Genomic DNA, 15231 nt, shown 5'->3' on the forward strand with positions numbered 1-15231 from the left:
AGTTGTAGCTGTATAAGCCCGCCTATGGTACGATATGAAGGATTGGCAAGCGATTTTGCTAGCAAATCGCCATGCCATCATAGACATCGGGATTGGGGATAACATCTTGAAGACATTTAAGAAAGTTTACATAGAAATTACGAGTATTTGTAATCTGGCCTGTACGTTCTGCCCGCCGACAGAGCGTAAGGCCAACTTCATTAAGGTCGAAGACTTTGCGAGAAGATTGGACGAGATCAAGCCGCATACGAGTTACATTTATCTGCATGTGAAGGGGGAGCCGCTGCTCCATCCGAAGATCGATGAGCTGCTGGATATTAGCCATGAAAAAGGGTTCAAGGTCAACATTACGACCAACGGCACGTTGATCGCGAAGAACCGGCATAAGCTGCTGGGCAAGCCGGCCTTAAGACAGATGAACTTCTCGCTCCACAGCTTCGACGGTCACGAGGGTTCAACAAATCGCGAGGGATATTTACGGGAAATCTTATCCTTTGTTCGTGCCGCGGAGGAACATAAAGTCATCTTCTCGTTCCGATTGTGGAATCTGACGCAGGACAACCAAACAAACCTGGAGAAGAGCCGGAACCGCCAGACGCTCGAAATTTTGGAGCAGGAATTTAATCTGGATTACCGAATCGAGGAAAAGGTTGAACCCGGCGGTGGTGTGAAGGTGGCCGACCGTGTTTATCTGAACCAGGATTATGAGTTCCAGTGGCCAAGTCTGACAGCCCCAGAGGATGAAGGCAAAGGCTTCTGCCATGCGCTTCGCAGCCAGGCGGCCATTCTCGTAGACGGGACAGTCGTGCCGTGCTGTCTGGACGGGGAAGGGGTCATCAATTTGGGTAATATCCATCAGAAGTCCTTCTCGGACATCGTTGATGGGGAGCGGGCGAATAACCTCGTAGAGGGATTTTCACGCCGGGAAGCCGTTGAGGAGCTATGCAGAAAATGCGGGTATCGGCAGCGGTTTGGGGCTTAAACAAGAGGCGGAGAAAAATTCCGCTTCTTTTTTTATACCGATGTGTGGTATCGTTATGTGTTATGACGTAAAGGAACGGCTTGTGGAAACTCGATTATGAGATGCCCTATGTTACGTGATGAGACAATATAGGTATTCACCTTAAAGGAGACCCCATGACATTTCAAGACTTAAATATATCCCCCATGATTCTCAAAGCTTTAGCGAAGGAAAATTACAAGACGCCAACGCCTATTCAGGCTCAGGCGATCCCGGCTGTGTTGGCCGGCAGAGATTTGCTGGGCTGCGCGCAGACCGGAACAGGGAAGACCGCCGCCTTTTCGGTACCAATGATCCAGCTGTTGAACGAACAATCCCCTAAACCGGGCATGTCGCGCCGTATTCGTGCGTTGGTGTTGTCGCCGACCCGGGAACTTGCCCTGCAAATTTCAGATAACGTGAAAGCCTACAGTCAGTTCACGAAGCTGCGTTCGACGGCCATTGTTGGCGGCGTTTCGCAAAAAACGCAGGAGCGGGCGCTACAGCAAGGAGCGGACATCCTCATTGCTACCCCAGGCAGACTCCTGGATCTTATGAATCAGAAGCGTGTCGATCTGCAGCATGTGGAGATCCTGGTGCTGGATGAGGCTGACCGGATGCTCGATATGGGCTTTATTCATGACGTAAAACGAATTATCGCCAAAATGCCGAGCAAAAGACAAACGCTGTTCTTCTCAGCTACCATGCCTGCGGAGATCACCCAACTTGTCAAAACATTATTGCAAAACCCTGTAAAAGTGGAAATCACGCCGGTTTCCTCTACAGCCGAACGAATCAAGCAATCGGTGTACCTGCTGGAAACAGGAAATAAACAGAAGCAATTGAATGAGCTGATGAAGGACCCGTCCATCGTGTCGGCCTTGGTCTTTACCCGTACAAAGCGCGGCGCTGACCGGGTTGTGCGCGACCTGACGAAAGTGAACATCTCGGCTCAAGCCATTCACGGGAATAAATCGCAGGTCAGCCGCCAGACGGCACTCAAAAATTTCAAAAGCGGGGAGACCCGGGTTCTGGTGGCTACAGATATTGCCGCCCGAGGCATCGATATCGACGAGCTGTCGCATGTCATTAACTTTAACCTTCCGAACATTCCGGAAACGTACGTTCACCGGATTGGCCGGACGGGGCGTGCGGGACTGAGCGGAACGGCGATATCGTTCTGCGAAGTGGACGAGGTGCCTTTTCTCCGCGATATTGAGAAGTTAATCGGAAAGTCCATACCCGAAGTGAAGGACCATGCTTTCCCGATGTCGGGATCATTAAGAGCAGCCAAGGTAGACCGATCGCCGAAATCGGGCTCGGGCAAGTCCGGCAAAGCCAAATCAGCAGCAGTTAGACCTGCTAAACCGAAGGCCGATACCACTCGCAAGCCAAAGACCGACACGGCTCGTAAACCGAAATCAGACGGAGCTCGTTCTTCGAGCACGAATTTGGTACGTAAGCCGAAGGCGGAGGCCGTCAGTAATCCGTATTCAGAGATGGCACGTAAGTTCAAATCGGAAGCTGCTCAGAAACCCAAGGATGGCCAAGCACGTAAGCGCAAATCCGAGGGATTCAATAAGGGAAGCAAGACCGGTAGATCCTCGTAAGCAGAAATAACGATAGTGACTCAGAAAGCACCCTCTCCCACTTTTGAAGTGGAAGAAAGGGTGCTTTTTTTCGAAATGGAATGAGAGTTACGTGCTCTTTCTCCCCGCTAGAAACAGGAACAGTGGAATTCTGCGCCTGCGCTCATAGGTTTCCTCGTTCAAGAAATGTTCTCGCACGGGTCTGGATTCCCTAAGCTGCTCCACGATAAAGCCTGCTTCTTGCATCGCCGTGAAGTAATCCTCGACGGTTCGATGGTACTTCTGAACGGTGCCTCCGAGCCATTGCTGTTCCCGGTAGCCTTCGCTGAAGTAATGGTCCACGACCCAGTTCGTTCTTGTGCCGGACGGCTGAAGCGTTGAAGTAATGACGGGATGTTCGACAGAGAAGACAAACCTGCCGCTTGGCTTCAAGCACTGATGAATGCATTGAAAGACGCGCTCGATATCCTGCAGATAATGAATGGCGAGCCTGGAGATCACTAAATCATAAGAATCGCGGGGATATGTAAATTCCTCTATCCTCGTGAGCACAACGGTTCCATTGTTGTAATCGGCCAGGTTGCTTGAGGCGGCTTCCACCATATTACGAGAGCCTTCAATCCCGATATACGCAGCACAACCTTTGCCCAGCAATTCCACGCCAAAGCCTGCATCGCCGCACCCTAGGTCCAATACATGCCGATCCGAGATATCCTCAAGCAGCTGCCAGATGACCGGCTTCTCTAGTGTATCGTTGGCGTTTTCCTGCCCTTGCCGCCGCTCCATGTACTTCTCGAAGTTCGTGTCGTTGTCATAAAAATCAGATCCGTGATAGCTCATAGGCACCTCCTGCTTGGAATCATCCTTACACTCGATATTTCAGAAGATCAGTTAGCCGTGCTAATCCACCTAAAACAGCCGTCTGCAAAATCCGGGGCGGTCCCTCGAGGTACCCATGATGAACAAGGGTCTTTCCTGTCACACAACTCACCTCGATCCGTTATTTTGGAAAAGATTGGGGATGTTTGCTCTTATGATTCATTATAACGGATCGTTCCTCTCGGAATAATACCCAGGCCACGATTAATATATAAATAACGGTGTCGATACGGATCTGGAGCATGGTGTGTTGGTCTATGAAATATTGATTCTGACGTACGACAATAGATTGTTTGAAGTCGAAATTCTTGAAAAATCGGGAAGAATTTTAAAGGTTGAGGAAGAAGACGACACGGACTAAGGCTCCATTAGGCTGGAAAAAGCAAATAACCGAGTGAGACGTGGATAAACCATCGTTTCGCTCGGTTTTTTATCTGTGGGGGATGTTACGTTTCGGTTGCTTCACCACGTCCTGACATCATGTGATTCCCATGACGAAGAAGTGGAAGAATCATCAAGAATCCGGCGAGAAAACATGCGCCAGCTAAAGCATAAACGTAGGTTAGTGACATGGTCTGCTTTAATAGCCCCGAGCATCCCATTGTGATCAGCATGGCTCCGGTCATGAGCGGCGTACGGACTCCGGTGACCCGACCGATGTAGGCTGCTTCCGTTTGCTGCATGACCAAGGAGTGGTTCCCGATAAAAATAGCTGGTTGCAGCAGCGCAATCAGGAATTGCGAGAGCATGGTCAGCCAGAGGACCGTCGACAGACCCAGCAGGAGAATGCCCGCTCCGTTCACAATTAACCCCATCATCAGTAACCGTCCGGGAGCGATTTGGGATGCGAGCATAAACGTTACGATTCCACCCAGGATTTCGCCTACACCGTAAGGGATGGTAATCCACTGCAAGTCCTGAACGGACAAGCCTAAGCGTTCGGTTACGAGAAATACGCTGAGCGGGGAGATCAATCCCACCCCAAGTCCCACAACCATGAAGCAGAGGCTTAGCCGCAGCAGGTCTCTTTTGAATAGAACATAACGAATGCCATCCGCCATATCATGAAGAACGGAGGGAACTGCTGTTGTCGTGTTTATAGACACCTCTTGGTTTTTAGGCACAAACAGCATGGCTAGCGCAGATAACATGAACAATCCGCTCGTTAACACGAGAGCAGTCGACATGCCCCATTGCTGAAATACCCATGTGCCTAGAATCGGACCGATGATCATGAAGAGAGAGAACAGCGTTTGCAGCAGCGACATGCCAATTGAAGCATCCTCGTCCCGTACATGGATTTTGAACAGCTTCATGCCGGAGGGCTGGGCGAACTGCGACAGGATGGAAGAGCATAAGGTCGCGAAGAATACAGCGCCCCACGAGCCGGATTCCAGCATCAGAAACACGATGAGGACGGAGCAGGCACTGAGTATTTCGCACCAGACGATGGTTGCTTTGGGACGCCAGCGGTCGGCGAACACACCCCCAATGAACGAAAACAGAAAGATCGGTCCATATTCCGCGACGGAAATCATGGAGATGGCAAAAGCATTCCCACCTGTCATGTCCATGACATACAGCAGAACCGCAAAATTTCGGATCCATATTCCGAGCTGGGAGCATACATTGGAAATCAGGATCGCTCGGACGAAGCCGTTGTGGAGCAAACGGATGGAGCTTGGCATAGTGATATTCCTCCTTACTGAATCAATGCTGGAACCTATTTTGCGGTCTCCTGTAAGGTGAGAGTCAATGGTCAACCGCCACCAGGATCGTGTAAAGTAGTATAAAAGGTGGTTGAGGAGGGGTGACATGTTTATCGTCAACGTAGAAGGGGCCGTCTGCAAGGACGGGCAGTGGCTGATGATTACGCGCAGCATGAAGGAAGAGCATGCGGGCGGAACACTTTCGTTAGCGGGAGGTAAAGTCGACAGGGAGGGGCACACACTGGATATTCTGGAGCACACGGTGAAGCGGGAACTTTGCGAAGAAGTAGGCGTCGAGGTGAAGGAGAACGTCACGTACGTATACAGTTCTTCTTTTGTAACGGACGATGACCGTCCTGTCATTAACATGGTGTTCTTGTGCGAGTATGATAAGGGGACGCCATACAGCAAGAGTCCGGACGAGGTAGAGTCGGTACAGTGGATGACGCTGTCCGAAATCATGAATCACCCGATGGCACCGCCGTGGACGAAGGAGAGTGTGCAAAGAGCGGAGGAGGCACGACGTAAGCTAACCTAAGTCAGGGAATAAAGAATCCAACGAATTGGCGGTGTGGTAATGAGCAACCTATTGCAGGTCAGAGTGACCGGAATCCTGATTGAAGACGAACGTATTTTGCTGGTCAAACAGAGCGTTTCGTCAGAACGTGGCTGGTCGCTTCCCGGAGGAAGAGTAGAGCAGGGGGAAACCTTGGAGGAAGCCATGGTTCGGGAAATGGAAGAGGAAACCGGGCTAACTACAAAAGTGAAGAAGCTCCTATATCTATGCGATAAACCGGATTCATCGCCCTCACTGTTACATATAACCTTTTTGCTGGAACGCTTGGAGGGGGAGATCCGCCTCCCGTCGAACGAGTTCGATTTCAATCCCATCGGTGATGTGGTCCTGGTCCCAATCGCAGATTTAACAAGTCACGGGTTCTCCGAGAAGTTTATGACGATCGTTCAGCGCGGATTTCCGGAGTCAGGAAGCTATCAAGGGCTCAAGAGTAATATTGGGTTATAAAGGAGCTGCTGATTTCATGAAAAACGTAATTATTGTGCGACACTGCAAGGCTGAGGGACAAGCCGTCGACGCTCCGTTAACCGTGCAAGGTATTCAGCAAGCGCTTGAACTTGCGGAGTTTTTATCTGATAAAGGGATTGATCATATTGTTTCGAGTCCTTACCGCAGAGCCTTCGATACGATAAAACCCTTGGCGAATCTCATTGGTGTGGAAGCTGTGATGGATGAGAGATTAACGGAGAGGGTTCTATCGGGTCGCAATGAGCCTGATCTCGCTTCTGCTGAAGTACTACGATAACCGGATCGGCTTCGACGAGTGGGAGGCGTTAACCAATCCCGACGTGTATCAGCTCAACTTCCATTCGGATGTACTCGTGATACAGCGGATATGGACCTCGTGAAGCACCAGGCACAATGTGACGTACCGTATGTAAAAAAGAGTTCATAAGCGTTTATTCCCTATATTTTCCGGTAGGCCGTCCCCTATAATGGAGTTGCACAGATATTCAGGCTGTATTTTCTACGATTCGTATAACAAAGAGAAATCGAATCTTGTACAAGCTGTGTGCAGGGGTTCGCAACAACATTAAAGAGATTATGAAATAAAGGGGATATGAAACATGGCCAAAACAAAACGGGGCCGCGCACTATGGAGTATGCCATCACGTGGCCGCGGCACATGCCCGGTATGCAGCACGTCTCGCATCAAGCTTCTCTACGTCGCCAACAAGTCGGACGGCACGGCGCTAAAGGTATGCAAGAGATGCCAGAATGCCGATCAGTCCAGAGTTGACGCAGCTGTCGTGTAAGATGAGGTTTGTAGGTTAACTGGATGTGAATAGAAACTTGAGAAACGATAGTCATGCAGCAGCCCGCTCCTTACGAAAATGGAGCGGGCTATTTCATGTCCTGTGAATGAAGTTCAGGCGTTACTTGCCGCCTTTCACGAAAACATGAATATGACGGACCTTTTCCCCGGTCATATCGCTCTTGTCATCGTTCTGGCCATTTTTTAAAAAAGAATGAGGTTTACTTTGAATTTCAGATGGGATAATATCTAATTTAATCAATAGCAAATTAGATGTTCGTCAAATTGTGTAGGGAGTGAACATATCCATGCAATTGGATAAGGTGGTTAGTTATCATAAGGCGCTTGCAGATCCGACGCGAATCAAAATGCTGATCCTGCTAGCCGAAGGCGAATTGAACGGACAGGTTCTGGCCGAGAAGATCGGTGTCACGCCGGCAACGATCACGCACCATGCAGCGAAGCTGCGGGAAGCGAGCCTGATCAAAGAGCGCAGGGATAAGAACACGATCTATTTCTCGTTAAACCATTATTTCATCAAAAATAGTGCAACGGCTACGGAAAATCTAATCTACCAAAGAGTGAGGCCCGAGGGCGTCCCCGAGCGCTTGGAGGAAGAAGATCAGCGGACGAGGGACGCTGTTGTGAACCATTTTTTCACATCCGACGGGAAGCTGAAGAGCATCCCTGCCCAACTGAAGAAGAAACTTATCGTGCTTACACATTTGGTATCCCGGCTGGAGAAGGGACGTAAGTACACCGAGAAGGAAATCAACGAGTTTATTCAGGGTTACCATGAGGACTTTGCGACTCTTCGCCGGGAGTTTATCATGCATCATTTCATGTTCAGAGACAACGGGGTATATGAGCTCAATCCGCAAGAGATGTGGGCACGGTGGGAGGATCTATCCTAAATGAAAGAGGATTCTCCGCTATCCCTACAACGGATAGGATTTCGAGCAGCAGGTCTCGGAGCAAGTCCTTAAGAGAGCAGGTCATTTCTATATTCCAGTAACGGATAAGAGGCAGGGACCGTATGGTTTATCCTGCTTTTTCATCTGGAAACCAGCAGACATGGAAATCCGGTCTCATGGCAGACTATAAAAACTAATCCCTTTTTCATTCAGATCATTAACAACACTTATAAGTTCCTGCATGTTTCTTCCAAGTCGATCTAATCGCCAAACAACGATTGTGTCTCCGCTTCGAACAATATCTAATGCCTCAGTTAATCCGTCCCTTTTCTTTTTAACTCCACTCACTTTATCTATAAAAATTCTCTCACAACCAAAGGTCATATAAAAAAACAAAACAACTCCATTAACTTATCTCTTAGGAAGGATAATGTTCTATGCAATGGTTTTAATCTTTTATATGGATATTAATATTTCAATACTACTTGACATGTGAATGAATTATCGGTATGGTGTGAATGAGTTCACACTTCATATTAAGGAGTAATCTATGCCAAAAAATACTTTCTATCGTTTAGATGAAGCAAGGCGCGAGGAAATATCTAATAACGCTATGCATCTTTTTGTTGATAATCTTTACGAGGATATAACTATGAAGATGGTTTTGGATAGTTTGTCCATGCACCCCGGAACATTTTATCGGTATTTTGAAGACAAAGATGACCTTTATTGTCTCTTAGTACGTAATGTCACCCAGAAAAGAGCTGCGTATTTTAATAACAGTAATGAAGATTCCCTTTACCGGTTTTTCCTTACTGGCTTATTTGGTAACGTTAATGGCACTGTGACCGAGCCGCTGAATGAGTTGGAAATCAAACTCACTAAAACATTTTTAAACATTCCTGAGAACGTTTTACTTAAAGTATATCTGAATGTGCTAAAGGGCGAGTCATTCCCTTTAATCAAGGACATTTTACGCCGAATGAGGGTTGATGGATATCTCCGACCTGATATTGACGACGACCTGATTTCTTTTATGTTTGAGTCAATGCAGTTTAATTTAGTCATGTTTTTTAGGGAATTCGATATTAAGGACTCTACGCTGCAACATAAGCTTAGCAAGTACTTTGCTGACTTTATGAGTCATGGGCTGCTTGAAGATCATAAATATTCTGAAATGGTTAGCGATATCAAGAAAGCCAGGGAGTAGATATGATTCACTGAAGATAGGATGTAATCGTTTCACCGTTTTGAAAAGTGCTCATAGCGCAGTGTATGTATTTCATATTCGCCATATTAATTAAGGGGGAACAAGAAAATGAAAACGTATGACGCATTTCCAGAACCAATTGGCGGCTATACTGTCGGTCGAACCCAGATGGATTTTGAGTACACGGCATCAGATCATTCAAAAAGAGAACTGACGGCGTTTGTGTACTATCCGTCCGACAGCAGCGAAGGTAAGACTACATCAACGTACATGTTTCCTGAAGTCTACGAAATGTTTAATGAGCAGCCACTTATCACTGCGTTGAAGGATGTTTTCTCTATAGATATCAAGACCCAGTGTTACGACGACCTCGCTCTCTCCGGGAAGGAAAAGCGCTATCCGGTGTTATTCTATGTTTGCGGCGGGGGCGGTTCTCCAGAATGGGGTACAGTGATCTGTACAGACTTGGCAAGCATGGGATATGTTGTGGTAAGCATCGGCCATCAGAATAGCACGATGTATAAGCGTAAAGATGGGCGCCTGTTTAATGTATCAAAGGATTTTTCGGATGTCATTATGGCGTTTTCTGAAGATCCGGAGATGCTGGCGTTGGCTGGTAAGATGGAGATGCGGCCTGACGATGAAACTGCCATTGAGATGTGCCGTAACGTGCTTACACTGCCGATACTTGCCAAGGTAACAGAGTATAGTGAATTACAGGCAGAAGATGTAAGGTATGTAGCCGATTATCTTTACAAACTGGACTCTGGAGAACTGAATTCCATCTTTAAGGGCAGATTGTTGCTTGACATCGGCATGGGCATAGTCGGACATTCTTATGGAGGGCTTACGACGGCGATGGTTTGCCGGGACGACGACCGGTTCGCCTGTGGGATTGGCTTGGATAGCGGTGCGTTCGGCCTTCAGGGCAGCGACCTTAAGAAACCCTTCTTGCTACTGTTTTGTGAACCTAACTATAACATGAATGCGATAATTGGCGCTAACAATAGCATGGAAACCTATTATTTCTCTGTTGATCGTGTTGCGCATTTAGATTACTGCGACATCGTGTTTACCAGTGTTAATGAGGAACTCAGAGGCGAACGGGATGCTATGGAGATGCGAAATCTTGTTACAGACTATACGAAGAACTTTTTTGATCATTACATCCTGCAGAAGGCTGCAAGTGTGGAAAGTCTGGCATACGATGGCGTGGACTTGATCAAGAAGACCAGCAACAAGTGACATAACCGAGGGGTTGCTGATAAACGCATGTCAAAGAGCTAGCCGTACAGACACAGAGCCGATAACCCTATTACACGGTTATCGGCTCTCTCATATTTCAGGCATTGTTTTCTATTTGAAGTATCTATTTCTGTCTTAGCTTGACATCATTCCACCTAAAAAATTGCAAATGCTATTTTTAAAAATATTCATATTGAAACCTGCCATGACTATGTCCTTTCATACTTCGCTACCTGATTGCCGTCAGCCGAAATATTATGAAAATTTCTGTTCGATAAAAGTTTTAACATACCACTGCTCACGGTACAGATGTCCTTGCAGTGCTGTTCAATATAGTCCACTACTCGGCGCAGGGATAGGTTGTAATCGTTGACAGAATAAATGTCGCTTATGACTGTTTCCCCTTTGTTTTGCTGAATGAGGCACTCCAACAAAAAAAACACCGCTTATCATCTCTTTGCAGTTTGCAATAAGTTCTTCCTGCGATTCGCCCAAGGTAGGTGCGTCTATTTTAAATGGCGCAATGCCCTCTGAAAACCTCATGATCACTGGACAACGGTCATAACGAATCTGGTAGTTTAATTCCCCGGTAACGTTTACAATAGGGAATATAAGGGTTAAATGCCAAGTGAGGTGATTGGATGGAAGTCTACCGCTGCATGAACCATCCCGAGAGGGAGGCCGTCGCTCAGTGCACGCGCTGCGGAAAGCCGGTATGCGAGGAATGCCATAATCCGGAGACAGGCCACTGCCGCTATCGCTGCGGTGAGATGAACCCCGCTCCCGGTATGCCGGGACGGCCTAGGAACGTATGGGTAACCGTAATCGTCTCCATACTGGCTATCTTGGGCGGTCTTGCGCTGCTGCTGCTGACGATCTGCGGAGCCATACTGTTTTCTTATTAACGCACGTGTTCCTAGTTCCGACAAGCGCAATTTTCAAATCAGTTATTATTTCAAGGAGTGGACAGATGGAGTTTCCTGTTTATTTGTACCTAGGTTCCTGGCGGATTCATCCCCATGTGTTGTTTGAATCGCTGGCTTATTTTATCGGCTTCCGCGTGTATTTATGGACCCGCAGGCCGAGCGGCATGACCAAGCTGATGAGCCTGCAGATTCTGGCTGGAATCATCGCCGGCGCGGCCATTGGCTCCAAGCTGCTATTTTGGCTGGAGGATCCGGCTGCCACTTGGGAACAGCTGCGCCAATTCCACCTGCTATGGGGAGGCAAGACGATTGTCGGCGGTCTTCTGGGCGGATTGATCGGCGTCGAGCTGACAAAGCGCTTGGTGGGATGGAAGCATTCCACGGGCGACGATTTTGTTTACCCGCTGATGCTGGGCCTGGGACTCGGACGGATCGGCTGTTTTCTGACCGGCCTGGATGACCATACCTATGGCACGCCGACGACCTGGTTCACAGGCGTGGATTTTGGCGACGGGGTTTATCGCCATCCGACTCAGCTGTATGAGATCCTGTTCCTGATCGTGCTGGCCTTGCTGCTGCTTCCGCTGTACCGCCAAAGTCGCGGCAGATCTACTCGCGAGGGCTACGTGTCCGGGCGGATGTTTCAATGGTTTATGGCCGGGTACCTGCTGTTCCGCCTGGTGATCGACTGGATTAAACCGACGCCGCATCCTTACCTGGGACTGAACAATATCCAATTAGCCTGCATCGCGGGCCTCATCTATTATGCATGGCTGATCGGCGGCAGAAACCGGCTTCGCCGCTTCATGCCGGGTTCCCATCTTCCAAGCTGACCAAAGGAGTCTTGATTATGCCAAAAAACCGGCCTTATCTGTATCATGAACTGACGAATAGCATATGCACGACTTGTTACCGCAAAGTGGAAGCCAAGATCATCGAGGAGAACGGCATGATCTATATGCTCAAAAGATGCCTCGTTCACGGTCCGGAAAAAGTGCTGATCGCCACAGAGGCCGATTATTACCATCAGACGCGAAAGTTTATCAAGCCGTCCGAAATGCCGCTTGTCTGGAATACGCCGATCCGTTACGGCTGTCCTTATGACTGTGGGCTCTGTCCGGACCATGAGCAGCACAGCTGCCTCACGCTGCTGGAGATCACGGACCACTGCAATCTGCAGTGCCCGATCTGCTTCGCGGAGTCGTCACCGCATCGTACCTCGTACCGGTCGCTAACGCAGATCGAATTCATGCTCGACCGGATCGTGGAGAACGAGGGGGAGCCTGACATCGTTCAGATCAGCGGTGGCGAGCCGACGACGCATCCGGATTTCTTTGACATCCTGGACATGTGCAAGAGCCGTCCGATCAAGCATATTATGGTGAACACAAACGGCATCCGCATTGCCCAGGACCGCGATTTTGCGCGGAGGCTGGCCGAGTACATGCCAGGATTCGAAATTTACCTGCAATTCGACAGCTTTGAGGCGCATGTGCTGAAGGAGCTGAGAGGGGCCGACCTTCGGCGCATCCGCCAGCAAGCCATCGACCATCTGAATGAATTCAATATCTCCACGACACTGGTCGTCACGCTGAAGAAAGGCCTCAATGACGGCGAAATCGGAGATATCATTCAGTATGGACTTCAGCAAAAAGCGGTGCGCGGCGTCACCATTCAGCCGATTCAGGCTGCGGGCCGGCTGGAGGGGTATGATCCGGCAACCGACCGGCTGACCGTGAGCGAAGTGCGGCGGATGATCATCGACCAGTCCGAGGTATTTACGGATGCGGACATTCTGCCGGTTCCTTGCCACCCGGATTGCCTGGCCATGGGCTACGCCTTGAAGCTGGGCGGGGAAGTGCTGCCGTTGACACGGATGATCGACCCGGAAATCCTGCTCGAGGGCGACAGCAACACGATTGTGTTTGAGCAGGATCCGGTGATTCGCGGCAAAATGTTTGAGCTGCTGTCGACCGGCCATTCGCCGCAATCCTCTGCACTTTCCCTGAAGAGCCTGCTCTGCTGTCTGCCGCTGGCGGCCGTGCCGGAGCAGATTACCTATGACAACGTCTTCCGGGTCATTATCATGCAGTTCCTGGACGCCCATAACTTCGACGTCCGTTCCGTCAAGAAATCCTGCGTCCACATCATGCATCCTGACGGACGAATGATCCCGTTTGACACCTACAACATGTTCTACCGAGACGACAAGGAAGAGCTGCTGAAGGAGCTGAAGGAAGAGGTTGCCACCGCATGGGACCGGTAAGAAGGCTCTGATATTATGGCTCAATGGCTCCGAAACCGGAGCGGATGAGGCGATATAACACTGGAGAAGAAGATAAGCGCTTTGGATTTTTATTCATTCCTAACTACATAGGGAGGCGAGAATTGTGCAGAACAATGTTCCTGAACCTGAGAAGGTATCCCCTTATCAGTTGGATCAGAACATGAAGATCGAGAACCATGGAGCGGACGAACGGATATGGTATTCCCCCAAGAGGGGGCCGTTTCAGGTATCCGGATTTGGCTGGTTCCACACAGAACGCATATATCGTAGACTGCCTGCGGTACCGGAGGTTTACATCCGACCTGAGGTGGATGCGTTAGCGAACTGCACATCGGGCGGTCAGATCCGCTTTCGCACGAATTCGCGGAGCGTGTCGGTCCGCGTATGTTTGACCGCTGGCTCCAGTATGTACCACATGCCCCCAACGGGGGAGTGCGGCGTGGATGCGTATATCGGCGGCCCCGGCCATTGGCTGCATGCGGGAACGGCTCGTTTTCAGGCCGGTCAGGTGGAGTATGAGAGCAGCATCTTTGATTCCGAGACAAGCGCGGCACGATCATTCCTCCTGAATATGCCCTTGTACCAGGGCGTCGAAGAGATATGGATTGGACTTGAACCAGGGGCCGAGGTTTGGGCACCGGAATCCTATGATTCTTCCAAAAAAGTGATTGTATACGGAACATCCATTACGCAAGGCGGATGCGCATCACGGCCCGGCATGTCGTATACAAACATCGTAAGCCGCAGGTTTCATCTGGAGTTTATCAATTTGGGTTTCTCGGGCAACGGAAAAGGGGAGTCGGAGCTTGCGGTACTGGCGGCTCAAATTCCGGAACCCGCATGTCTCGTCATTGATTACGAGGGGAACGCCGGGAGCACTGAGTCTTATCGACAGACCTTGCCTCTATATATCGAGACCTACCGCAAGGTTCACCCGGAGGTCCCTATCATTTTGATATCCCGCATCCGCCATGGAGCCGAGTCGTTTAAACCGGAGATTCTCGAAGGGCGGCTTGCGCGGAAGAAGTTCCAGATGGATCTTATCCGGCAGCTGACCGAGGCGGGAGATCAGAACCTAACGTTTGTCGATGGATCGGATTGGTTAGGTGATGATCCCGGGGAAACGACGGTTGACGGAGTTCATCCGACGGACCTCGGCTTCAAGCTGATGGCGGACCGGCTTGAGCCTGTGCTCAGGCAAGTGATTGGCGATAGTGCATCTGCAGCAGGGCGATAAGGCAGTCAACAGGTTCAAATGTTGGCGTATGGGTGGAGTATCGTAAACGCAATGAAATCGAAATCTGTGACCATTGGGCCAGGCCAATGAGCCTTATGGCGCGGATCTATGGAATCTTTACCAAAAATGGTACAAGTCTATTATAGGTTCTAACAAATTTGTTACATCCTACTTGCGTTATGACGATAATATAGAATAATATGAAGGGGCGCGGCTTTCATAGAGGGGACCCGCGCTTTTTTGCTATCTAACTTGCCTGGACACCTTCTTATCGGAAGCCCCCCCTGTAAGAGAGTGTTATGACGCGGAAGGCCGGCATGCCTTAAGGGTTTACAGGCTTGAGATGCGCATTTTCATATTTTCCATGTATAATAGAAGAAATCATTCAAATAGGAGCTAGGAA

Annotated in this window: 15 protein-coding genes and 2 pseudogenes; 14 read left to right on the forward strand and 3 right to left on the reverse strand. The window is 49.3% G+C overall.

Annotation, left to right across the window (positions count from 1 at the left end):
- Nucleotides 1–106 precede the first annotated feature (106 nt).
- Together ACOZB4_RS18590 and ACOZB4_RS18595 are read left to right on the forward strand one after the other, a co-directional pair.
- A complete protein-coding gene (locus ACOZB4_RS18590) occupies nt 107–982 on the forward strand; it encodes a radical SAM/SPASM domain-containing protein (RefSeq protein ID WP_098742173.1) in 876 nt (291 codons plus the stop codon).
- Between the two features lie 155 nt (nt 983–1137).
- Nucleotides 1138–2610, forward strand: a complete 1473-nt coding sequence (locus ACOZB4_RS18595) for a DEAD/DEAH box helicase (RefSeq protein WP_379412330.1) — start codon at nt 1138–1140, stop codon at nt 2608–2610.
- Between the two features lie 87 nt (nt 2611–2697).
- Here ACOZB4_RS18595 and ACOZB4_RS18600 read toward each other — a convergent pair whose 3' ends face one another.
- Nucleotides 2698–3429 carry a class I SAM-dependent methyltransferase gene (locus ACOZB4_RS18600; protein WP_379412332.1) on the reverse strand — a complete coding sequence of 244 codons (732 nt, stop codon included), beginning with the start codon at nt 3427–3429 and terminating at the stop codon, nt 2698–2700.
- 485 nt (nt 3430–3914) lie between these two features.
- Entirely contained in the window at nt 3915–5156 is a 1242-nt protein-coding gene (locus ACOZB4_RS18605) for an MFS transporter (RefSeq protein WP_379412335.1), read from the reverse strand.
- A gap of 127 nt (nt 5157–5283) precedes the next feature.
- On the opposite strand from ACOZB4_RS18605, the gene ACOZB4_RS18610 reads away from it, so the two are divergent.
- The 6 genes and pseudogenes from ACOZB4_RS18610 (at nt 5284) to ACOZB4_RS18635 (ending at nt 7923) form a co-directional block, all read left to right on the forward strand.
- Nucleotides 5284–5715, forward strand: coding sequence for an NUDIX hydrolase (locus ACOZB4_RS18610; RefSeq protein WP_379412340.1), 432 nt, complete (start codon nt 5284–5286; stop codon nt 5713–5715).
- A 39-nt stretch (nt 5716–5754) separates the two neighbouring features.
- Nucleotides 5755–6201, forward strand: coding sequence for an NUDIX hydrolase (locus ACOZB4_RS18615; RefSeq protein WP_339270847.1), 447 nt, complete (start codon nt 5755–5757; stop codon nt 6199–6201).
- 16 nt (nt 6202–6217) lie between these two features.
- A pseudogene (locus tag ACOZB4_RS18620) lies at nt 6218–6602 on the forward strand (histidine phosphatase family protein).
- A gap of 219 nt (nt 6603–6821) precedes the next feature.
- Nucleotides 6822–7010 (forward strand): hypothetical protein, encoded by a 189-nt coding sequence (locus tag ACOZB4_RS18625; RefSeq protein ID WP_074961888.1) that lies wholly within the window; start codon nt 6822–6824, stop codon nt 7008–7010.
- 78 nt (nt 7011–7088) lie between these two features.
- Nucleotides 7089–7217 (forward strand): hypothetical protein, encoded by a 129-nt coding sequence (locus ACOZB4_RS18630; protein ID WP_422759597.1) that lies wholly within the window; start codon nt 7089–7091, stop codon nt 7215–7217.
- 100 nt (nt 7218–7317) lie between these two features.
- Nucleotides 7318–7923 carry a metalloregulator ArsR/SmtB family transcription factor gene (locus ACOZB4_RS18635; RefSeq protein ID WP_339270849.1) on the forward strand — a complete coding sequence of 202 codons (606 nt, stop codon included), beginning with the start codon at nt 7318–7320 and terminating at the stop codon, nt 7921–7923.
- A 180-nt stretch (nt 7924–8103) separates the two neighbouring features.
- Here the strand turns inward: ACOZB4_RS18635 and ACOZB4_RS18640 are convergent.
- A pseudogene (locus ACOZB4_RS18640) lies at nt 8104–8304 on the reverse strand (recombinase family protein); the annotation flags it as partial.
- Nucleotides 8305–8473: 169 nt separating this feature from the next.
- Between ACOZB4_RS18640 and ACOZB4_RS18645 the strand changes: the two are divergent.
- From ACOZB4_RS18645 to ACOZB4_RS18670, 6 genes are all read left to right on the forward strand, one after another.
- Nucleotides 8474–9133, forward strand: a complete 660-nt coding sequence (locus ACOZB4_RS18645; protein ID WP_339270851.1) for a TetR/AcrR family transcriptional regulator — start codon at nt 8474–8476, stop codon at nt 9131–9133.
- Nucleotides 9134–9241: 108 nt separating this feature from the next.
- Nucleotides 9242–10378, forward strand: a complete 1137-nt coding sequence (locus ACOZB4_RS18650; RefSeq protein WP_379412346.1) for a choline esterase — start codon at nt 9242–9244, stop codon at nt 10376–10378.
- Nucleotides 10379–11019: 641 nt separating this feature from the next.
- A complete protein-coding gene (locus tag ACOZB4_RS18655; RefSeq protein ID WP_379412348.1) occupies nt 11020–11283 on the forward strand; it encodes a hypothetical protein in 264 nt (87 codons plus the stop codon).
- Nucleotides 11284–11348: 65 nt separating this feature from the next.
- A complete protein-coding gene (locus ACOZB4_RS18660) occupies nt 11349–12137 on the forward strand; it encodes a prolipoprotein diacylglyceryl transferase family protein (protein WP_100540466.1) in 789 nt (262 codons plus the stop codon).
- 17 nt (nt 12138–12154) lie between these two features.
- The gene (locus ACOZB4_RS18665; protein WP_076322754.1) at nt 12155–13570 is read left to right on the forward strand and encodes a radical SAM protein; all 1416 of its coding nucleotides are present in this window, start codon (nt 12155–12157) and stop codon (nt 13568–13570) included.
- 124 nt (nt 13571–13694) lie between these two features.
- Entirely contained in the window at nt 13695–14828 is a 1134-nt protein-coding gene (locus ACOZB4_RS18670; protein WP_379412354.1) for an SGNH/GDSL hydrolase family protein, read from the forward strand.
- Nucleotides 14829–15231 lie beyond the last annotated feature (403 nt).

It is taken from the genome of Paenibacillus sp. NPDC058898, from assembly GCF_049316025.1.
Classification (GTDB): Bacteria; Bacillota; Bacilli; order Paenibacillales; family Paenibacillaceae; genus Paenibacillus_AQ.